The sequence below is a fragment of the Polyangium jinanense genome, assembly GCF_028435365.1.
Genome location: NZ_JAGTJJ010000064.1, coordinates 1 through 19146, shown reverse-complemented (window position 1 = coordinate 19146; position 19146 = coordinate 1). Strand labels below are relative to the sequence as shown.

The following is a 19146-nucleotide window of genomic DNA, read 5'->3' as shown; positions in this document are numbered from 1 at the left end:
ACCCGCTCCGGAGGGGCCTGAGCAGTGGTTTCATCTGGGAGCCGCTGCGCTGGGGCGTTGCCCCAGGCCCCACCGGGGCCTGCGCAAGCGCTGGACCGTTTGTCAATGGCGGGGGCTCATCGAGGGGCCAGGCGTACGCGAGGAACGCCCGGTTGTGGTGTTGCTACATTTTGTTGATACTCTTGTAATGTTTTGACCGACAGGAAGACGCCCGTATCCTCGTCGCATGCAAAGGCAACGTCTCGTCGTTTCTCGCTTGTCGCGCTCCGCCTGGCTCGTGGCAGCTCTCTGCATCGGCGCATGCACGATCGATCAGGTACAGGAGGACGACGAGTACGCGAGCTCCTCCGAGCTCTCCGTTACCATCGTAAACCCCGGCTTCGAAAGCGACAAGACCAGCTGGGGGGACCCGTCCCTCTTCGAAATATCTACGAGTGACAAACACTCGGGGACGAAGTCTGCCAAGATCTCCTCGTCGGGTGGGCGCTTCGAACAGACGGTCACGGTCACGGCGAATACCGCGTACAGCCTCACCGCGTGGGTGCTGGGGAAAGGCACCGTCGGCGTGAAGAGCGGCTCTACGGTTCTCGGCAGCCAGAGTATCAACAGCGGCTCCACGTGGACGCAGTTCACGGTCGCGTTCAACTCCGGCAGCGCCACGTCCGTGACCCTTTACGGCGCGTACAACGGCGGAACAGGACGATTCGATGATTTCGCGCTGAACACGAGCAGCAGCAGCACGACCAGTAGCAGCAGCAGTAGCAGCAGCAGTAGCAGCAGCAGCAGCAGTAGTAGCAGCAGCAGCTCCGGCGGCGGCACGGGCGGTGCTCCCGCGCAATACCCGTCCGACGTCCTGGATCTGACGAACTGGAAGCTCACCTTGCCCGTCGATACGGCGCACGCGGGCAGCCCCGACGAGATCAAGCAGCCGGAGCTGACGGGTTACGAAAGCAGCCCCTATTTCTTGCTGAATACCACGGGCGATGCGGTGGTATTCCGCGCCCACGCCGGCGGATACACCACGAGCAACTCGGGTTATCCCAGGTCGGAGCTGCGGGAGATGAAGAACCTCGGCGCCGACAATGCGATCTGGTCGTCCTCGTCCGGCACGCACACGATGTACATCGATCAGAAGATCACGCACCTGCCCACCGTGAAGCCACACATCGTCGTCGGGCAGATCCACGACGACTCGGACGACGTCATCGTCTACAGGCTGGAAGGCCAGAAGCTGTTCATCGATCTCAACGGCACCGACGGGCCCACCCTCACGTCCTCGTACGTGCTGGGGACCCGCTTCAACGTGAAGTTCGAGGTCTCGGCCAACCAGGTGAAGTGCTATTACAACGGCACGCTGAAGTACACCTACCCCAAAACCTTCTCCGGGGCGTATTTCAAGGCAGGCGCCTACGTGCAATCGTCCTGCCAGGGCGAAAAGCAGGTCCCCGGTGAATCCTGCGACGCGTATGGCGAGGTCGAGATCTACGACGTGCAGATCGTGCATCAGTGATCACGCAGTCACCCGTCACCGACCGGACCGAGGGCCGCTCGCCAGGCTACGCAACTGCGTTCCTCACGCTATCGTGCGGCAGCATGGCCGTCGGTGTGATCGACTGGAGAATGCTGCTGGTTTTTGGCTGGCCGGCGCTCTCGTGGGCGCTCGTCGGGTTCGCTTACCTTTGGCCCGGCGCCGGGATCTTCGAAAAACGCGGCGCACGTCTCACCTGGCATCGAAAACTGCTTCTGCTTCCGCACATGGTCCTGCTCTACGCGACGTGGCACGCAGTGCGGGCGTTGTCGCGCGAGCCTGCGTTCGCACGACTGGGAGAGGACATCCTGATCGGTCGGCGATTGCTGCCCGGAGAGTTCCCGGCTGTGAGGACCGTCGTTGACCTGGCCGCGGAGCTCGACGAGCACATTCCGGCCGGCACGACCTATCTCTCGTGCCCGATCCTGGATGGAGCGCCCTTGCCGCCCGATGTGCTTCGACAAGTAGCGAAGCGGATATCCGCCGCGCCAGCACCGGTGTACATTCATTGTGCCCAAGGGCATGGTCGCACCGCGATGGTTGCATCTGCTGTCCTGCTCGAGCGAGGGGTCGCCACGTCTGTGGACGCCGCGCTCACCCTGGTACGTGAAGCGCGCCCAGCGGCTCGTCCCAACCGTGCACAGGTGCAGGCTCTTCTCGACGCTTGGGCACAAGTCCGCTAACTGAGTGAGGCGGACGACGCCGTGCAGGAAGCCAGGCTGCGGCTCCACCGCGTCAAGGAGACGGCCTCGGCTCCCGACGCCGATCTCACCCGCCAGCGGGACGTCGTCGACGCCTTCGTCCGTCGTGCTCGATCCGGACATCGTCCTGCGCGCCGACTACGGCGCCGCGACCGCGCTCGCCTCGCGCAAGGTCCACGGCGCGGCGGCTGTGGCCAAGCAGGCGCTCACCTTCTCCCGTCTCGGCGGCCCGGAGCTCGTGCGCTGGCCTGCCGACCCCGAACGCCTGCGCCGGCTCGACCTGGCCGTCCTCCCCGACTGACGAGCCAACTCGCCACGCGGCGTCGTGGCCGGTCGTTGCGTTCGCTCTACGCATCGTTATTGCGCAAAGTGAAACAGTGACTTCTTGTTTGCGTCTATTCTTACGACGCTCGGCATGATCTAGATTCTCGACGTCGACGCCGCGAAACATCGAAGGCGACCCGGCTCAACGCGCTTGCGAGGGAGAATCCTCATGTCTGCCACCACTTCGACCCCGATTCCCGTCACCCATCACCGGACCGCGACCGTCGAGGGCCTCACGATCTTCTACCGCGAGGCCGGCCCTGCCGACGCCCCGGTGGTCGTGTTGCTCCACGGCTTCCCGAGCTCGTCGCACATGTATCGCAACCTCATTCCCGCGCTCGCCGACCGCTACCGCGTGATCGCCCCCGACCTGCCGGGGTTCGGCCTGTCCGCGATGCCACCGCGCGAGGAATTCGAATACAGTTTCGCCAAGTTCGCCGATATTGTCGACGGCCTGCTCCAGCAGCTCGGCGCCGAGCGTTACGCGCTCTACGTCATGGACTATGGCGCGCCAACGGGCTTTCGACTTGCACTCAAGCATCCCGAGCGCGTGGCTGCGCTCATCACGCAGAACGGCAATGCCTACGAGGATGGCCTCCAGGCCTTCTGGGATCCCATCAAAGCGCTCTGGGCCGACCATTCGAAGGCCAATCGGGACGCGCTCAGGCCTTTCATGACGCCCGAGATCACGAAGTTCCAGTATGTCGATGGCGTGAAGGACATCTCGCGGCTCGATCCCGCCGCCTGGCTCTACGACCAGATCTTCCTGGACCGCCCCGGCAATGTCGAGATCCAGCTCGACCTCTTTTACGATTACCGTAACAATGTCGCGCTTTATCCCGCGTTCCAGGCGTTCTTCCGGACGCACCGCCCGCCGACGTTGATCGCCTGGGGCGCGAACGACAGCATCTTCCCGGCCGAGGGCGCCAGGGCCTTCCTGCGCGACCTGCCCGACGCCGAGCTCCATCTTCTCGATAGCGGCCACTTCGCCTTCGAGGACAAGGCCGACGAGATCGTGCCGCTGATGCGCGACTTCCTCGCCCGCCACTTGCCGGCGTGACCAGCAAACCCATCACATATCGATTCCAAGGAGAGACATCCATGAGCAAGAAAGTCGTCATCATCACGGGCGCATCACAAGGCATCGGCGCCGGCCTCGTCGAGGGCTATCGCAAGAAGGGCTTTCGCGTCGTCGCCAACTCGCGCTCGATCAAGCCCGACGCCTTCGGGGGTGATCCCGACGTCCTGATCGTCGACGGCGACGTCGGCCATCCCGAGACGGCAAAGAAGATCGTGGACGCCGCCGTCGCCACGTTCGGCCGGGTCGACACGCTCGTCAACAATGCCGGCATCTTCATCGCCAAGCCGTTCACCGAATACACGGCCGAGGATTTTTCGAGGAAGATCCACGTCAACGTCGCCGGTTTTTTCTATGTGACCCAGGCGGCCGTCACCCAGTTCTTGAAGCAGGGTGAGGGCGGGCATATCGTCAGCATCACGACCTCGCTCGTCAATCAGCCGATCAAGGGCGTGCCCTCGGTGATCGCGTCGCTGACGAAGGGCGGGATCGACGCGGCAACCCGCAGCCTCGCGATCGAATATGCCGCGAGCGGCATCCGCGCGAATGTGGTTTCGCCGGGCATCATCAAGACGCCGATGCACGCGCCCGAGACGCATGCGACCCTCGACGGCCTGCACCCGCTCGGTCGCATGGGCACGATCGACGAGATCGTCCAGGCCGTCCTCTATCTCGAAGATGCGGGCTTCGTCACGGGCGAGACGCTCCACGTCGACGGCGGCCAGCACGCCGGCCACTGGTAATCAGCACGAACGCGGAGAATCATCATGCCGTACATCAACGTGAAGATCACGAAGGGCAGCGCCACGCCCAAGCAAAAAGCCGAGATCATCGCGGGCATGACGAATGTGCTGCGCGACGTGATCGACAAGGCGCCCGAGGCAACCTTCGTCGTCATCGACGAGGTGGAACATGAAAATTGGGGCGCTGGCGGCCTGCCGGTGCTGGAATATTGGAAGAAAACAGGCAAATCCGCGTCTGCCAGTGGCAAGGGCTGACTTCAACTGCCGGCGCAGGCGATCTGGCGCCGCGTGAATTCTTCCTTCAGTCGCGGCAACGCGAAATCGAAGAAAGCGCGCACCTTGGGCACCGAGAGCCGGCCCTCGGGCGTGATCAAATGAACGGGGAGGGGCGCAGGTTCCGCGTCGGCCAGCACGATCCGCAATTTCCCCGCCGCCACCTCGTCGGCGACCTGATACGAAAAGACGCGTGTGATGCCGTTGCCCTCGACCGCAGACGCCACCGCTGCCTCGACGGTGTTCACCACGAGCCTCGGCTCAATCGCTACGTGCCGCACGGCACCCGCGGCCTTTTCGGGCGAGAAATTCCAGCTATCCTGGCCAAAGGTGGTCATCTGGATACAGCGATGGCGGGCAAGGTCGGCCGGGCTTTCGAGCGGCGGCGCCGCTTCAAGATAGGCGGGGGCCGCGCAAAGCACCTTGCGTACCTCGCCGACCCGGGTCGCGATGAGGTTCGAATCGGGCAAGTGCGCAATTCGCAGGCCCACGTCGATGCCTTCCTCGACGAGGCTGACCGTGCGATCCAGCAGAAGCAGCCGCGCCCTGACCGCGGGTTCTCGAGCCAGGAACGCATCGACGATCGGGCGCATGATCCGCGCTCCGCTCACCAGCGGCGCGGTCACGGTGAGTAGACCTCTCGGCGCACCGCGCTCGCTCGCGGCCAGCATGTCGGCTTCCTCGAGATCGACGAGCACACGCCGGCAGGCCGCGGCGTAACGCTCGCCCGCCTCGCTCAGATGGATCGAACGCGTGGTGCGGTGGAGTAGCTGTACGCCGACATGGTTCTCGAGAAAGGCGATCGCGCGCGTGATCGCCGCAGGCGAGCGGCCGAGCTTGCGCGCCGCACCCGCGAGGCTCCCCTCGTCCAGCGTCGCGACGAAGACGCGCATCGCGTCGATCCGGTCCATGCTCGCCCGATGCACGCCTAGCACGCTCCCCGCGCGCCGAGCAACCGTGACGCGCCCCTTTCAATTGAGCACCGGCGCGCCCGTATCGATCGACGCCTCCTCCACGGCGCGCGCCTCGAATCGCTGGCCCGAGAGGGTCGCTCGCAGCGCGCCGGGCAGGACCGCGAGCGTGGTGATTGTCCCGAAAAACATGCCGAAGATGACCACCGTCGCGAGCGGTCGCTGCACCTCGGCACCGGCGCTGTCCGCGAGCGCCATCGGCAAGAAGCCGAGCGCTGCGACGGCCGCTGTCGTGAGCACCGCGCGCACGACGGCCGCCGCCCCACGCGTGATCGCCTCGTCGAGCGGCTCGCGCGCGGCGAGGCGATTGCGCACCTCGCTGGCGATCACCACCCCGTTCAGCACCGCCACGCCGCCCAGCGCGATGAACCCGACCGCCGCCGACAGGCTGAAGGGCAGGCCGCGCGCGAGCAGACCCAGCATGCCGCCCACGAGCGAGAGCGGCACCATCATGAAGACGGCCAAGGCGAGCCGCACGTTCTGGAACATCCAGAGCAGCATGCCGAAGATGATCACCACGACGGCCGGCACCAGCAGCGCGAGCCGCTTCTGCGCCCGCTCGAAGTTCTCGAATTGCCCGCCCCACGCGAGCTGGTAGCCGCTCGGGAGCGGCACGTCGCGCTCGACGACGGCCTTCGCCTCCGCGACCCAGGAGACCAGATCGCGACCACGCAGGTTCACGTCGACGCGCACCGTGCGTTCGCGATCCTGCCTCCGGATCGAGGTCGGCCCATCGCCCTCGGCGAGCGTGACCACCTCGCGAAGCGGGACGCTGCGCCCGCTCGACGTCTCCACGAAGAGCTCGCCGAGCGCCGCCGCCGAGGGCTCGGCCGGGGGGTTCACCACGCGCAGGTCGAACTTGCGTTGATCCTCGTAGATGTCGCCCACGCGTACGCCCTCGCGCGCCGCGGCGATCACGGTGAAGGCGTCCTCGACCTTCACCCCGTGACGCGCCATCTTCGCTCGATCCGCGACGGCGCTGATGACGGGCTGGCCGAGGAGCCGCTCGACACGCACGTCGCCGGCGCCCCGGATCGCCTTCACGCGCTCACCGATCCGGTCGGCGAGCGCGGCAAGCTCGTTGATGTCGGTCCCGACAACCTTGATCGAGACGTCGGCGCGCGAGCCGCTGATGAGTTCGTTCGTCTTGTCCTCGATGGGCTGCGACACGGAGACGAACGTCCCTGGCACGCGGGCCTCGATTGCATTCTTGAACGCCTCGGAGAGCCCATCGAAATCACGCGCCGTTTTCCATTCCGCGGGCGGGCGCAGCCGCACGAGGATGTCGGTGTTGTCGTTGCCGACCGGATCGACGGCGACCTCGGCGCGCCCGGTCATTCCGAGCGTGCTCACCACCTCGGGAAAACCGTGCAGCACCTTCTCGGTCTCGAAATCGAGCCGCCGCGCCTCCTCGAGGGAGATGCTCGGCGCGCGGCGGATGGTCACGACCGCGTCGCCCTCGAAGATGCGGGGGACGAACTCTGCGCCGGCGCGGGAAAACAGGAAGATTGTCACGACGAACGACACCGCCGAGGCGCCGAGGAGCGGCCACCGGAGCGCGACGGCCCGGCCGACGATCCGCTCGTACCGCTCGGTGATCCACTCCATCCAGCGCGGACCGTGGCCCGCTGCGGGCGGCACGAGCGTGACGAGCAGCGCCGGGAAAAATACGACCGAATAGATCAACGCGCCGAAGAGGGCACACGCCATGGTGAGCGCCATCGGCCGGAACATCTTGCCCTCGATGCCTTCGAGGAAAAGCAGCGGGACGTAGACGAGCATGATGATGGCCACGGCGAAGGCGACCGGGCGCGCCACGCCCTGCGCCGCCTCTGCATACGCCCGCGCCTTCGCATTCCCCGCGAGCTTCTTGCCCGCCACGGCCGCGATGACCGCTTCGAGCATCACGATCGGCCCATCCACGAGAAACCCGAAATCGATGGCGCCGAGCGACATGAGATCACCCGTCACGCCGAAGAGGTGCATCCCGAACAAGGCCACCGTCATGGCCGCGGGGATCCCGAGGACGACCACCAGCGCGCCGCGGAGCGTGCCGAGGAAGAGCGCGAGCACGATCGTCACGACAATCACGCCCTCGGCCAGATTCTTCAGCACGGTGCCGATGGTGCGGCCCACGAAATCGGCGCGATCGTAGACCACCTCGATGGTCGCGCCCGGCGGCAGGTCCGCCTCGATTTCCTTCACCCGCTCGCCGACGGCGGCCACGACCTCGCGGCTGTTGCCGCCGAGCAGCATCATCACGATGCCCGTGACCGCCTCGCGTTCGCCGCCGTGGGTGATCACGCCATAACGCAGCGCCGCGCCGATCTGCACGTTGGCGACGTGCTTGACGAGCACCGGCGCGCCCTCGGCGTCCGCCCGCAAAACCACGTTGGCGATGTCCTGCTCGTCGCGCAGCATGCCTTGCCCGCGCACGGTGAACGACTCCTCGCGCCGCTCGACGTAGCCGCCGCCCACGTTGACGTTCGCGGTGCGGAGGGCCTCGAGCACGTCTTCCACCGTCATGTGCTGGGCCTTTAGGCGCGCGCGATCCACGACGACCTGGAACTGCTTGAGCTCCCCGCCCATCGTGTTGACCTCGATCACGCCGGGCACGCTGCGGAGCTTCGGCACGATCTCCCAGTCGAGCAGCGTTCGGAGCTGCATCGGCGAGTGCTGCGAGCTCCGGACGACGAATTGAAAAATCTCGCCGAGCCCCGAGGAGACCGGGGCGAGCTCGGGCGTGCCCGCCGAGGCGGGCAGCTCGCGCTCCACGGTGCGCAGGCGCTCCAGCACGAGCTGGCGCGCGAACCACACGTCCGTGCCGTCGGCGAAGACCACCGTCACGGCCGACAAACCACCACGCGAGACGCTGCGCAGCTCGGCGCCGCCCGGGACGCCGTTGAGCGCATTCTCGATCGGAATGGTCACGGTCCGCTCCACCTCGACGGCGGAGAGGCCCGAGGCGCTCGTGAGCACCGAGACCTGGATCGTCGAGACGTCCGGCATCGCGTCGATGGGGAGCGCGCGCACGGCCACGGCCCCCGCGCCGAGGAGGAGCGCGAAGAGGACGAGCATCAGCGCCCGAAGGCGGATCGAGGCAAGGACGATTCGTGACAGCATGGTTTTACCGGTAAAGCTCGCTCTTCAGGGCAAACACGCCGCGGCTCACCACGCGCTGGCCCTCGGTGAGGCCCGCGATGACGCCCTGGTTCGTGCCGTCGTTCGGGCCGAGCTCGATCGTCGTGGGCACGACGCGATCAGGGCTCTCGGCGAGGAACACCGTCGGCCGCCCGTCGATGTACGTGACGGCCGTCATGGACACGGTGAGCATCGTGCGCGAAGGGCCCGAGGCCTGGATGGTCGCGGTCACGGATTGTCCCGGCCGGAGCTTGCGTTCCTTGTTCGAAACCGCGATACGCACCTCCGCCGTGCGTGTCACGGGATCAACGACCTCACCGACGTGGGCGACACGACCGGGGATCGGCTCACCTCCGACGCGCGTGATCTCCACCGGATCACCCTTGTGGATCGCATCGACGTTGCTCTCGAAGACCGAGAGATCAATCCAGAGATGATCGAGGTTGGCGACGCGGAACGCGACGAGGTGGGCGTCGACGGATTGTCCCGCGAAGATGTGCCGCTCGACAACGGTCCCTTCGAGCGGCGCGCGCAACATGTACACGCCGAACGGGCTGCCGGGCGCGCCGCTCATGGCCACCACGCGTTGCCGCGCGGCTTCGAAAAGCGCGCGTTGCTCTTCGTGCGTCGCGGTCGCGACTTCGTGCTCGCGCGCCGTGGACAAACCTCGCTCGGCGAGCTCGCGCTCGCGCTTCTCGTTGATCGAGGCCGCCTTGCGGTGCGCGCCGGCGACGGCCACGCTGGCCTGCGCTTCTCCGAGCTCGGCGCTCTCGATCTCGGCGAGCACGTCGCCCCTCTTCACGCTGTCGCCCTCGACCTTCGCGAGCGAGCGGACCAGCCCGGGGATCCGCGTGCCCACGGCGGCCACGTGCGCCGGGTCGAAATCGACGGTGCCGACGACCTTGAGGCGCGGCACGAGCGGCGCGAGGCGCACGGGCTCGGTCTCGATGCCTGCGCGGTCGCGGAAGTCCTTCGAGAACACGATGGCCTTGCCCTCGACGTGCGGGACGTCGGCCTTGGTCACGGGCACGTCCGTCTCCGCGTCGCCTCCGCGTAGCAAGACGAACAGACCCGCGGCGGCGAGCGCCGACAGGCCCGTGGCGATGCCCCAGCGCGCCCATTGCGGCCGTCGCTCCTGCGCCTGCGCTTGCGGCTCGGTCTCGTCTCCGGCGAGGCCCTCGTCCGGGGTCATCGGGGCGTTCGAGCCCTCATCGCTCGCGTTTGTCTCGTCTTTCAAGGCAAATCTCCGGTCAATGCAACGATGTCGCCGACGATGGCCCATTCGCGCGCGATGAGCTCCAGGCGCCGCAAGCGCAGGAGCGCGAGGTCACGGCGCGCGGTGAGCACGAGGAGCATTTCCCCCTTGCCCGCCGTTTTCATCGCGACGGCCGCATCGGTCGAGGCAAGAGCCGCGGGCAGGGCGTTCGTGTCGATCACCTCGCGGGCGCGACGGACCTTGGCGCGCTCGAGCTCGAGGCCCGAGAGGCCCTGCGCGACGAGGCGGCGCTTCACGTCGGCCTCGGCCAGCGCGCGCGCTCGCTCGGCGTCGGCGCGCGCCACCTCGGCTTGCTTGCGCCGCGCGACCGGGAAGGTCCACGACAAACCGCCGCCGAAGCGTGGCTCGCCCAGATCGCCGCGGCCTGCGGTGACGATGAGGTTCACCGGCGGGTGGGCCTCGATCGCCGCACGATCACGAGCCCGCGCGTAAAAGCTCGCCTCGCGCGTCGAGGCGACCACGTGGGCGGACGCGCCCGCGACCCGAGCGGCGCCGGCTTCGCCGTATGTCTCGTCGGGCGTGGGGGGCATGGCGGACGTGCCGTCGGGCGGCGAGAACATGCGACCCGTCGCGCGCGCGAGATCGACGAGCGCGCGCGCGAGATCGGCGCGGCTCTCTTCGAGCATCACCGCGTATCGCGCGTGTTCCATACTCGCGAGCTTCTCCTCCTGCAGCGTCGCGTCGCCGGCGGCGAGCCTTTGCCTGTACACCTCCGCCTCCGCGCCCGCGTCACTCACGAGCCCTTCGATCGTGCGCACCCGCGCGGCTGCAACGAGCGCGGCCCCGTAGGCGCGCACGGCCTCCCCCTCCGCCGAGAGCTGCGTCGCCTCGAACAGTGTTTTTTGCCAGGCGACGAGCGCATCCGCCTCGTCGACCCTGCGGGCCCGTTGCCCGGACACCTCGAGGGGAAGCCACAAATTCGCCTGGACCGCCGCGTCCCTCGTCACGCCCTGGAGGCCGCGGTCGACGAAGACCTCCAGATAGGGATTGTCGAGCGGGGCGAGCCGCGCGCCTGCGTACGAGGCTTCCGCGACGCCCACGGCCCCCCGCGCGCTCACCACGCCCGGAGCACGCTCGCGCGCGAGCTCCATGGCGCGCTCGAGCGAAGGGAATGACTCGGCGGCAGGCTGTTGGGCCTCCGCTCGGGGCGGAGCCTCGATCTGGCGTTCCTCGGCGATTGCCGCGCTTGCGACGAGCATCACCAAAAGCGCCACGAAATGGATGGATAGACGTCGACAACACGCGTGAAGCATAGGCATCGTGGTGCCCCAAACAAGTTTGAGGGCAAACGAGTTCGTCGCATTGATGTAGTGCCGGCTCGGGCAGGGTCAAGGCATCTTTGTACCGCGGGCAAACTTGTTTGACGCCAAACGATGATGGCGCGGTCCCGGGCCTTACCTGTCCCGTTCGAGCTGTCCCGTGCGGTCGAGTCCTGGCCGCCTCGTTTTATTCCCGCTTGCCCAACACCCGTCGCGGAAGAAAACCGAGCATGGGGCCAACAAGGAAGGCGAGTCCCACCATGACCCCCGTCATCGCGAGGTTCGGCATCGTGTCGCCTCCTATACCGTTGATGTCCTGTTTCTCGTTCTTCTCGCGCAGGACGACGCGCACTCGAATCGACGCGCTTCCTCGGGGTCTATCGTTTGCAAGCGGCGGGCACACGACAGGTGGGGCGTGCAGTCACGTTACAGTCGCCTGTATCTGGGGAGGGAACCATGGGAAAGCACAGGAGACGATTGCTACTCGGCGCCGCGATCGGTGCGATTGTCGCAGGTCTCTGCCCAGCATCGGCATGGGCGACGAATTCATATCTCCTGCGAACCCAAACGGATGCGAGCGGCCTGGTCACCGTGGCGGTTTTCGAACGCATCGCCGGGAACGAGCAACAGCACTTTCAGGACTTTGCCATCGACGTTCCCCCGGATTTCGTCGCCGTGGGAGGTGGAATCGAGGGCACGAATTACCCAGCCGGCAACCTGATCACGGCTTCGTATGCCAACGACAACCTGTCGGCCTGGATGGTCTCATCCAAGGACCACAGCGTGGCGAATCCGGTTCGGATTCGTGGTTATGCCATCGGGCTCAAGATCAGCCCGCTCTCGCGTGAAGAGCTCATGCGTTACATCCAGGTCGCCGCGAACTCGAGCGGATTTGCCCAGCATCCCGACGTTTCCGTTGGCGTACCAGGTGGTTACGTCATGATCGGGGGTGGCATGAAGGTGGAGTGGATGGGCGCGGGAAATCTTGCGACGGCGTCCTATCCGGAGACTCCGTTCAACTGGCGAGCACGTTCCAAGGACCACGAGCATTATAGCCCTGCCAATCTCAGGGTCTATGCCATCGGCCTCGCGGAATACATTCCGGGCGTAGGGCGCGTCCGTGTGGAAATCGCATCGGCGACCTCCGGGACTGCGCCTCATCCTTCGAGTGCGGCCAACATTTCGCCCGGCTTTGCTCTCACCGGTGGCGGCGCACTCGTGCACTGGTCGGGAGCCGGGAACCTCCTGTGGCGGCTCAAGCCGATCACGCAGGGCAATCAGCACGGCTTCGAGGCCGCTTCCAAGGACCACAACGTCCCCTCACCGGCAACCATCACGACGTATGCGCTTGGAATTCGCATCCAATGACGGGTGCAAGCCCGTCGAGCGAGCTCTTCTCTCATAGACGTTACCGGCTGCTGCGGCTGGTTAGGCGCCATGGGTACGGCACCCGCTGCGCTCGAACGCAGCCGCCACCAGGTCGCGAACTTGCCTGTAAAGACGTCGGTCCGCCGTTGCCGGATCGAGCCCCTCCGCCAAGAATACGGCATCGGTGAACAACCGCACGTCATTCGGCGGATTTTGCTCGAGCGTCCGCCACTTGTTCGGCGGCAAGCAGAATCCGAGTCGAACGCAGAGATCGTTGAGCAGCCGGTGTACTTCGGACTCGGTCAACATCGCACCTCAACTCGCGCGAGCGCGGCACAGAGCTCGCGAAGCTGGAATGCCTCGGCCATCGCCCGCACCTCGGCCGCCCACGCGGAGAACTGCGCGTCCTCCATTTCGATTGCAGCAAGCGCATGCAAGAGATCCGTAATTCGTCCCCGCTCGGCGAGGTCGAGGAGGCGCGCCATCACCTCTTGAGGCGGCTCGATACGTGGCGCGGGCGTAGGGCGGCCGCGGAGGACGTACGAGCGGGTGTCGCAGCGAGCGCGAGGGCGAGGACAGCAACGAGGCGACGGGTCACGTGCGTGGATGCTACCTCCTGCGAGGTCGGATGTCCTCGGGCCGCTTGCGCCAGATCTATAGGACGTTGGTCCCATGGCGGGATTTTTTCGGATCGGGCAAGACTCAGGTGTCCCGGATTCGATCCACGAGACGAACGAGATCGGCCAGCGACTCCGCGCCGAGCTTCTCCATCACCCGGCCCCGATGAACCTTGATCGTCTTCTCCGCCGCGCCGAGCTCCGCCGCGATCTGCTTGTTCAACAAGCCCTGCGCGACGAGCAAAGCCACCTCACGCTCCCGCGGGGTGAGCGCCGCGAAGCGTGCTCGAACAGCCTCCTTCTCGACCCGCGCCGCCCGCGCCTCGGCGTCTCGCGCGAGCGCCCGCTCCACCGCCGCGAGCAGATCCGTGTCGTCGCAGGGTTTGGAGAGGAAATCGATCGCGCCCCCCTTCATGGCGCGCACCGAGCTCGGCACGTCGCCGTGGCCGGTCAAGAAGATCAAGGGGAGCGGGAAGCCTCGTCGCGCGAGCTCCTCCTGAAGGTCGAGGCCGCCGATTTCGGGCATACGGAGATCCACGACCACGCACCCCGGCCGATCCGCGGGCGCGCGCTCCAGGAACGCGCGGGCAGAGGCGTGCGCCTCGACCGCATACCCCGCCGAGCGCAAGAGCCGCTCCAGGCCGCGCAGCACGGAGGGGTCGTCGTCCACCACGAATACGGTGCGCTCCATTGGTGTCATCGCTGCCTGGTCGCAAGAACATGAACCAACATGCCTGGCATTCCTCCCCCAGATCCCCGACCATGTCAACGATGCGAGCGTCCCTGGTTTTGCTCGTCGACGACGACCCCCAGAGCCTCAAGCTCCTCTCCGACGCGCTCGCGGGTCAGCCCTTCGCCCTCGCCGTGGCGCTCGACGGGGACATGGCCCTGCGGCAGATCCGGCGCGAGGAGCCCGACCTCGTGCTGCTCGACGCGGTGATGCCTGGCATGGATGGCTTCGAGGTCTGCCGGCGCCTGCAAGCGGACCCGTCCACGCGTGACATTCCGATCATCTTCATGACCTCGCTCGCGGACACGGCGAGCCGGGTGCGTGGGCTCGAGCTTGGCGCTGTCGATTACGTGACCAAACCGTTCGTGCGCGCGGAGCTCGCGGCCCGGGTGCGCGCGCAGATCGCCGTGCGCGCCGGGGCGCGGGCACTCGCGGAGAAAAACGCCGAGCTCGAACGGACGGCCGCGGAGCTCGCGCGCGCCCGGGATACGCTCGAAGCCGAGGTGGTGCGCCGGACCGACGAGCTCATGGCCACGAACCAGCGCCTCACGCACATGAACCGCGTGGCCGCGATGAGCGAGCTCGCGGCGTCGATCGCGCACGAGCTGAACCAGCCGCTCGCCGCGATCCTGAGCAACGCGCAAGCGGCGCGGCGCCTACTCCAGAAGAATCCGCCGGACGTCACGGAAGCGCTCGCGGCGCTCGGCGACATCGTGGACGACGACCGGCGCGCCGCGACGATCATCCAGCGCATGCGCACGATGCTGAAGAAGGGCGCGCCGCGCACGGACGGGCAGGACCTGAACGAGCTCGCGCGCGAGGTGGCGCGGCTCGTGGGCAATGACGTGCTCCTCCGGGGCGCGACGCTGCGGCTGGATCTCGCGCCGGGCCTACCCCGGGTGCGCGGCGACGGCATTCAGCTCCAGCAGGTGGTGCTGAATCTGGTGGTCAATGCGCTCGACGCCGTCGCGGACCGGCCGCCCGACAGGCGCCTCGTCGTGGTACGGACGCGCGGCGACGGCAAGGATCGGGTGGTGCTGTCGGTGGAGGATTCGGGCAAGGGAATCGCCCCGGCGGACATGGAGCGGGTATTCGAGGCCTTTTATACGACGAAGGCAGAGGGGCTCGGCGTGGGGCTCGCGATCAGCCGTTCCATCGTGGAGGCGCACGGGGGGAGGTTGTCGGTAGAGAACAATCCAGGCGAGGGGGTGACGTTTCGGTGCCAGTTGCCGGTTTGGGAGGAGGGTGGGGCGTAAACGGGCGGATGTTCAGGACCCGAGCGGTAGGATCTCGACCTGACACGTGTTGTTTTCGCACACGGCGATGGCGTCGCCGCATCCGAGGCGGGTACACCCGCCACCGCAGCCTTGCGGGCGGTGCTCGTTGGCGTGCGCCTTGTTGAACGCCTCGGCCTTTCCGCCGTTGCAGTGGTCGCAGCACGCGGTCTCGACGACGACGCAGTCAGCGTCCGATTGGCATGCAGTCGCCGGGCCGGCGCTCGCCCCATCGCCTTGCGGCTGGCCGTTTCCCATGTCGCCCGGCGACGCGCCGGCGCACGCGAGCGCGGCGAGCGCCCACAGCAACAGTCCCAACATCCTGAGCACGCGTCTGTTCATGGGGCTTCTCCTCGACGAGCGGTGGACGATGATGAACGGAACGTAGGAGGCTCATCTTACACACGCGCCTCGCTTACCGATGTTGTGGGAGCTCGTGGAGGAAGGGAAGCCGCATTCCGCGGCTTACCTCGCCGGCGCTCCCGGCCGCCGGAGTTGCCGACGGTTGGTTTTTCCGGCTGTAACGCCACCCGTCTGCCCGTGCCCGCAGGAGGGCCGTTCCGCTTGCCGTCCGACGCCCGCCGTGCAACCGTCGGGCCGTGGCAGAAGCGCCTATCCTCCGCCGAGGCGCCGATCCGTCACGACCGGGATAGGGGCGCGTGTGAGCCAGGACCCCGAGATGTTGCGGCGCCTGCTGCGCGCGAAGGATCGGATGGACGCCGCCTCGCATGAGGACTGGCCCGTCCGGCGGCTCGCCCGCGTGAGCGGCGTCTCCGAAGCACACTTCGCCCGGTCGTTCAGGGAGGCCTTCGGCGTCCCGCCGCACCGCTACCTGCTCACGCTGCGCATCGAGCGGGCCATGGCGTTGCTCCGCGAGACCGACCTGCCGATCGCCGAGATCGCGTTCGAGACGGGCTGGAAGAGCTTGGGCACGTTCGGGCGCACCTTCCGCGACGTCGTCGGCGAGAGCCCTTCCGCGATCCGGGCGCGCGAGAAGGCCGCGTCTCACGACCTGAAGAGCGTGCCCGTCTGCTTCCTGCGCGCCGCCCACCGCCCCCACCTCACGATCGCAGTTTCGGAGAAGCGACGGCAGGAAACGGGCGGTACGAAGGGGCCCGAAGAAACGGAGGTCCCATGAGTCAGGGTGTCGAAGTGGTCGGTCTGTACGTGCGAGATCAGGACGAAGCGTTCGCGTTCTACGTCGAGAAGCTCGGGTTTCGCGTCCACACGGACGTGAGGAACGGTGACTATCGCTGGCTCACGGTGCAGCACCCGGACCAGCCGTCGTTCCAGCTCGGCCTGTTCACGCCGGGGCCGCCGGTGCACGACGCGGCGACGGCGCAGGCGCTGCGCGAGCTCGTGGCCAAGGGCGCGATGCCGTCGCTCGTGCTGGTCGTGGACGACTGCCGCGCCGCCTACGACCGGATGCGTGCCCGAGGAGTGGAGTTCACGCAGGAGCCCGTGGAGCGGTACGGCACCGTGGACGCCGGCTTCCGCGATCCGTCGGGGAACGGGTGGAAGATGATCGAGGCGCGCCGCTGAGGCAGCCGTCGCGCCGGGGGGGAGCGATGAGCGCTCGCGGATGATCTCGCGCTCGAACTCCTTCCCGGCCGTGGGCGTGGGCCTTTGGCTCGTGCTCGCGGGCGGCGCGGCCGTGATGATGCTGCTGCCCGGAATCGTGGCCCCGTCGCGGGCGGCCACGCTGGTTTATCTCGGCGCATTCTCGTTCGGCAGCATGATGGCCATGGCGGCGCTCGCGCAGCTCCTCGCGCGCGCCACGCGGCTCGCCCACAGTCAGGCGCGGGTCGCGGCCTTCGGGTCGATTCTCCTCGGAGCGATTTGGACCCTTCACGCCGCGACGGAGTGATACGATGCTGCTCGATCCCTCCTTGCTGCGTTGAAAAAGGGCTCATGCCTCGCCCCTTCAGACACCCCGTGCCGCTCGAGATCGGCGGCGCCGAGCTCCGCGACCTCGTTTCTGCCTGCATGGATCGGCTCGCGCCCTGGCTGGATGGGCTGAACGAGCAACCGGCCCATTCCCTCGACGGGAGCCATAAGGTCGCCCGCGCCTTCGACGAGCCCATGCCCGAGCGCGGCGTGCCCTTCCGGCGCGTGCTCGCGAGGCTCTTCGATCGCGCCATTCCGGTCAGCTTGAATCCGGCGTCGCCAGGCTATCTCGGGTATATCCCCGGCGGCGGACTGCCGAGCACGGCGCTCGCGGATCTCATTGCCGACATCACCAATCGTTACACGGGCCTCTGGATGCCTGCGCCCGGCCTCGTGCAGCTCGAGATCAGCGTGATTCGCTGGTTCTGCACGCTCGCGGGGTATGGGCCTTCCGCGGGGGGCTGGCTTTGCTCCGGTGGGTCGATGGCAAACCTCGCCGCCGTCGTGACGGCCCGCGAGGCGAAGCTCGGGGAGGATATCGACAGGGGTGTGCTTTATACCTCGGAAGGAGCGCATCACTCGATCTCCAAGGCAGCACGCGTGGCCGGTTTGCCGCGGCGTAACACGCGCGTCGTGCCCGTGGACGCGTCGTTCCGGTTGCGGCGCGACGAGCTTGCCAGGGCCGTCGCCGCGGATCGGGCCGCGGGACTGCGGCCCTTCATGGTCGTCGCGCAGGCCGGCTCCACGCCGGTCGGCGCGGTGGACGATCTAGCCGCATTGGCGGACGTTTGCGCCGAGGAGGGGATATGGCTCCACGTGGACGCGGCGTACGGCGGGTTTTTCCTCCTCACCGCGCGCGGGCGGGGCGCGCTCGCAGGGATCGAGCGGGCGGACTCCATCGCGCTCGACCCACACAAGGGGCTGTTTTTACCTTATGGAACCGGCTGTCTGCTCGTGAAGGAGCTCGCGACCTTGCGTGCTGCTTTTTCCGAGGCGGCCGCGTATCTGCCGCCTTCGCAGGAGGACCAAGAACACTGGGATTTTGCGGATCTCGGCCTCGAATTGAGCCGTCCGGCCCGTGGTCTGCGTATCTGGTTGCCGGTCTGGCTGCACGGCGCGTCGGCATTTCGCGAGGCGCTCGACGAGAAGCTCGATCTCGCGCGAGACGCGGCGGCGCGTGTACGGGCCCTCCCCGGCGTGCGTATCGTGGCCGAGCCGGAGCTGTCCTTGTTCGCGTTCCGGGTCGAGCCACCGGGCATGAATGCCACGGAGTTCGACGCATTCAATCGGCGCGTGCTCGCCCGCGTCAATCAGCGAAAGCGCCTGATGTTGACGGGCACGACGTTGCGTGATCCGGCGCTCGGAGAGGAAGTCTTCGTCATCCGCGTCTGCGTGCTTTGCTTTCGCACCCATGCGGACAGGATGGACATGCTGCTCGAGGATCTCGCAGACGCCATTGCGGACCCGCGGGGGTAAGGCCTGAGCATTGGTCTCATCTGGGAAGGCGCTGCGCTGGGGCTTTGCCCCAGGCCCCACCCGGGGCTGTCCGCCCCGGGACCCGGACCAGCGCAAGCGCTGGACCCGGGGTCGATGAACTGCGCGATGCGCAGTTCATCGAACAGGCCGAGGCAAGACCGGCGAGCGGCCCTGCCAACCGAGACAGCTGCGCTGCCATTTCGACTGGCAACGCGGTTCCACCGGCCCGTTGGAAGAACTGCGCGCAGCGCAGTTCTTCCACCAAAGGTCCAGGGCTTGCCCTGGTTCTGAGCATTGGTCCCATCTCCGATCGGTACATTCCCCCCCTCTGACGACATTTACCGAGTGAGATGTTGGATGCAGGGGCAGCCTTGTCGGCGGAAGCGTGGGCGGAGGAGGAGTTCGGGCATGCGGACCTTGGAGACAAGCGCCGGACCCGGCGACTGACGCGCATGGCCGCGCAGGCGGCGCTGTTTCCCTCGGGGAAGGTGAGTGAGGTT

Annotated in this window: 22 protein-coding genes; 13 read left to right on the top strand and 9 right to left on the bottom strand. The window is 67.1% G+C overall.

What is annotated here, in order from left to right:
• Positions 1-226 precede the first annotated feature (226 nt).
• The 6 genes from KEG57_RS46860 to KEG57_RS46835 all read left to right on the top strand — a co-directional run bounded on the left by KEG57_RS46860 (position 227) and on the right by KEG57_RS46835 (position 4629).
• A complete protein-coding gene (locus tag KEG57_RS46860; protein WP_272425412.1) occupies positions 227-1510 on the top strand; it encodes a polysaccharide lyase family 7 protein in 1284 nt (427 codons plus the stop codon).
• Entirely contained in the window at positions 1507-2211 is a 705-nt protein-coding gene (locus KEG57_RS46855; protein WP_272459718.1) for a protein-tyrosine phosphatase family protein, read from the top strand. Before KEG57_RS46860 ends, KEG57_RS46855 begins: the two co-directional genes overlap by 4 nt.
• A gap of 124 nt (positions 2212-2335) precedes the next feature.
• Positions 2336-2530 carry a hypothetical protein gene (locus tag KEG57_RS46850; protein WP_272425414.1) on the top strand — a complete coding sequence of 65 codons (195 nt, stop codon included), beginning with the start codon at positions 2336-2338 and terminating at the stop codon, positions 2528-2530.
• 192 nt (positions 2531-2722) lie between these two features.
• Positions 2723-3613: an alpha/beta fold hydrolase gene (locus KEG57_RS46845; RefSeq protein ID WP_272425415.1), complete on the top strand. Its 891-nt coding sequence runs from the start codon at positions 2723-2725 to the stop codon at positions 3611-3613.
• Between the two features lie 41 nt (positions 3614-3654).
• Positions 3655-4374, top strand: a complete 720-nt coding sequence (locus KEG57_RS46840; RefSeq protein ID WP_272425416.1) for an SDR family NAD(P)-dependent oxidoreductase — start codon at positions 3655-3657, stop codon at positions 4372-4374.
• Between the two features lie 24 nt (positions 4375-4398).
• Entirely contained in the window at positions 4399-4629 is a 231-nt protein-coding gene (locus KEG57_RS46835; protein ID WP_272425417.1) for a tautomerase family protein, read from the top strand.
• Positions 4630-4631: 2 nt separating this feature from the next.
• On the opposite strand, the gene KEG57_RS46830 is transcribed toward KEG57_RS46835, so the two are convergent.
• The 5 genes from KEG57_RS46830 to KEG57_RS46810 all read right to left on the bottom strand — a co-directional run bounded on the left by KEG57_RS46830 (position 4632) and on the right by KEG57_RS46810 (position 11646).
• Positions 4632-5558 carry a LysR family transcriptional regulator gene (locus KEG57_RS46830; protein WP_272425418.1) on the bottom strand — a complete coding sequence of 309 codons (927 nt, stop codon included), beginning with the start codon at positions 5556-5558 and terminating at the stop codon, positions 4632-4634.
• Between the two features lie 60 nt (positions 5559-5618).
• Positions 5619-8741: an efflux RND transporter permease subunit gene (locus KEG57_RS46825; protein WP_272425419.1), complete on the bottom strand. Its 3123-nt coding sequence runs from the start codon at positions 8739-8741 to the stop codon at positions 5619-5621.
• 4 nt (positions 8742-8745) lie between these two features.
• Positions 8746-9996: an efflux RND transporter periplasmic adaptor subunit gene (locus tag KEG57_RS46820; protein WP_272425420.1), complete on the bottom strand. Its 1251-nt coding sequence runs from the start codon at positions 9994-9996 to the stop codon at positions 8746-8748.
• A complete protein-coding gene (locus KEG57_RS46815; protein WP_272425421.1) occupies positions 9993-11249 on the bottom strand; it encodes a TolC family protein in 1257 nt (418 codons plus the stop codon). The genes KEG57_RS46820 and KEG57_RS46815 overlap by 4 nt, the downstream gene beginning before the upstream one ends.
• A gap of 232 nt (positions 11250-11481) precedes the next feature.
• Positions 11482-11646 carry a hypothetical protein gene (locus KEG57_RS46810; protein WP_272425422.1) on the bottom strand — a complete coding sequence of 55 codons (165 nt, stop codon included), beginning with the start codon at positions 11644-11646 and terminating at the stop codon, positions 11482-11484.
• A gap of 104 nt (positions 11647-11750) precedes the next feature.
• On the opposite strand from KEG57_RS46810, the gene KEG57_RS46805 reads away from it, so the two are divergent.
• Entirely contained in the window at positions 11751-12662 is a 912-nt protein-coding gene (locus KEG57_RS46805; protein ID WP_272425423.1) for a hypothetical protein, read from the top strand.
• A gap of 60 nt (positions 12663-12722) precedes the next feature.
• On the opposite strand, the gene KEG57_RS46800 is transcribed toward KEG57_RS46805, so the two are convergent.
• From KEG57_RS46800 to KEG57_RS46790, 3 genes are all read right to left on the bottom strand, one after another.
• Positions 12723-12971 carry a hypothetical protein gene (locus KEG57_RS46800; RefSeq protein WP_272425424.1) on the bottom strand — a complete coding sequence of 83 codons (249 nt, stop codon included), beginning with the start codon at positions 12969-12971 and terminating at the stop codon, positions 12723-12725.
• Positions 12965-13147, bottom strand: coding sequence for a hypothetical protein (locus KEG57_RS46795; protein ID WP_272459717.1), 183 nt, complete (start codon positions 13145-13147; stop codon positions 12965-12967). Before KEG57_RS46795 ends, KEG57_RS46800 begins: the two co-directional genes overlap by 7 nt.
• Before the next feature lie 217 nt (positions 13148-13364).
• Positions 13365-13970: a response regulator transcription factor gene (locus KEG57_RS46790; protein WP_276605278.1), complete on the bottom strand. Its 606-nt coding sequence runs from the start codon at positions 13968-13970 to the stop codon at positions 13365-13367.
• 71 nt (positions 13971-14041) lie between these two features.
• Between KEG57_RS46790 and KEG57_RS46785 the strand changes: the two genes are divergently transcribed.
• Positions 14042-15265: a sensor histidine kinase gene (locus KEG57_RS46785; RefSeq protein ID WP_272459716.1), complete on the top strand. Its 1224-nt coding sequence runs from the start codon at positions 14042-14044 to the stop codon at positions 15263-15265.
• Between the two features lie 12 nt (positions 15266-15277).
• Here KEG57_RS46785 and KEG57_RS46780 read toward each other — a convergent pair whose 3' ends face one another.
• Positions 15278-15625, bottom strand: a complete 348-nt coding sequence (locus KEG57_RS46780) for a hypothetical protein (RefSeq protein ID WP_272425428.1) — start codon at positions 15623-15625, stop codon at positions 15278-15280.
• Positions 15626-15944: 319 nt separating this feature from the next.
• Here KEG57_RS46780 and KEG57_RS46775 point away from each other — a divergent pair, with 319 nt between their 5' ends.
• From KEG57_RS46775 to KEG57_RS56335, 5 genes are all read left to right on the top strand, one after another.
• Positions 15945-16421 (top strand): helix-turn-helix domain-containing protein, encoded by a 477-nt coding sequence (locus KEG57_RS46775; protein WP_272425429.1) that lies wholly within the window; start codon positions 15945-15947, stop codon positions 16419-16421.
• Positions 16418-16825 carry a VOC family protein gene (locus tag KEG57_RS46770; protein ID WP_272425430.1) on the top strand — a complete coding sequence of 136 codons (408 nt, stop codon included), beginning with the start codon at positions 16418-16420 and terminating at the stop codon, positions 16823-16825. Before KEG57_RS46775 ends, KEG57_RS46770 begins: the two co-directional genes overlap by 4 nt.
• Before the next feature lie 40 nt (positions 16826-16865).
• Positions 16866-17150 (top strand): hypothetical protein, encoded by a 285-nt coding sequence (locus tag KEG57_RS46765; RefSeq protein ID WP_272425431.1) that lies wholly within the window; start codon positions 16866-16868, stop codon positions 17148-17150.
• A gap of 44 nt (positions 17151-17194) precedes the next feature.
• Positions 17195-18646, top strand: coding sequence for a pyridoxal phosphate-dependent decarboxylase family protein (locus KEG57_RS46760; protein ID WP_272425432.1), 1452 nt, complete (start codon positions 17195-17197; stop codon positions 18644-18646).
• Between the two features lie 350 nt (positions 18647-18996).
• On the top strand, positions 18997-19146 hold a 150-nt coding region (locus KEG57_RS56335), incomplete at its 3' end, for an IS4/Tn5 family transposase DNA-binding protein (protein ID WP_372518250.1).

Excerpts from the sequence above, each read along its gene's own strand:
- KEG57_RS46860 (WP_272425412.1), top strand. The coding sequence starts at position 227 with ATGCAAAGGCAACGTCTCGTCGTTTCTCGCTTGTCGCGCTCCGCCTGG.
- KEG57_RS46845 (WP_272425415.1), top strand. The coding sequence starts at position 2,723 with ATGTCTGCCACCACTTCGACCCCGATTCCCGTCACCCATCACCGGACC.
- KEG57_RS46840 (WP_272425416.1), top strand. The coding sequence starts at position 3,655 with ATGAGCAAGAAAGTCGTCATCATCACGGGCGCATCACAAGGCATCGGC.
- KEG57_RS46835 (WP_272425417.1), top strand. The coding sequence starts at position 4,399 with ATGCCGTACATCAACGTGAAGATCACGAAGGGCAGCGCCACGCCCAAG.
- KEG57_RS46830 (WP_272425418.1), bottom strand. The coding sequence starts at position 5,558 with ATGGACCGGATCGACGCGATGCGCGTCTTCGTCGCGACGCTGGACGAG.
- KEG57_RS46825 (WP_272425419.1), bottom strand. The coding sequence starts at position 8,741 with ATGCTGTCACGAATCGTCCTTGCCTCGATCCGCCTTCGGGCGCTGATG.
- KEG57_RS46805 (WP_272425423.1), top strand. The coding sequence starts at position 11,751 with ATGGGAAAGCACAGGAGACGATTGCTACTCGGCGCCGCGATCGGTGCG.
- KEG57_RS46800 (WP_272425424.1), bottom strand. The coding sequence starts at position 12,971 with ATGTTGACCGAGTCCGAAGTACACCGGCTGCTCAACGATCTCTGCGTT.
- KEG57_RS46795 (WP_272459717.1), bottom strand. The coding sequence starts at position 13,147 with ATGGCGCGCCTCCTCGACCTCGCCGAGCGGGGACGAATTACGGATCTC.
- KEG57_RS46790 (WP_276605278.1), bottom strand. The coding sequence starts at position 13,970 with ATGGAGCGCACCGTATTCGTGGTGGACGACGACCCCTCCGTGCTGCGC.
- KEG57_RS46785 (WP_272459716.1), top strand. The coding sequence starts at position 14,042 with ATGTCAACGATGCGAGCGTCCCTGGTTTTGCTCGTCGACGACGACCCC.
- KEG57_RS46780 (WP_272425428.1), bottom strand. The coding sequence starts at position 15,625 with ATGAACAGACGCGTGCTCAGGATGTTGGGACTGTTGCTGTGGGCGCTC.
- KEG57_RS46770 (WP_272425430.1), top strand. The coding sequence starts at position 16,418 with ATGAGTCAGGGTGTCGAAGTGGTCGGTCTGTACGTGCGAGATCAGGAC.
- KEG57_RS46765 (WP_272425431.1), top strand. The coding sequence starts at position 16,866 with ATGATCTCGCGCTCGAACTCCTTCCCGGCCGTGGGCGTGGGCCTTTGG.
- KEG57_RS46760 (WP_272425432.1), top strand. The coding sequence starts at position 17,195 with ATGCCTCGCCCCTTCAGACACCCCGTGCCGCTCGAGATCGGCGGCGCC.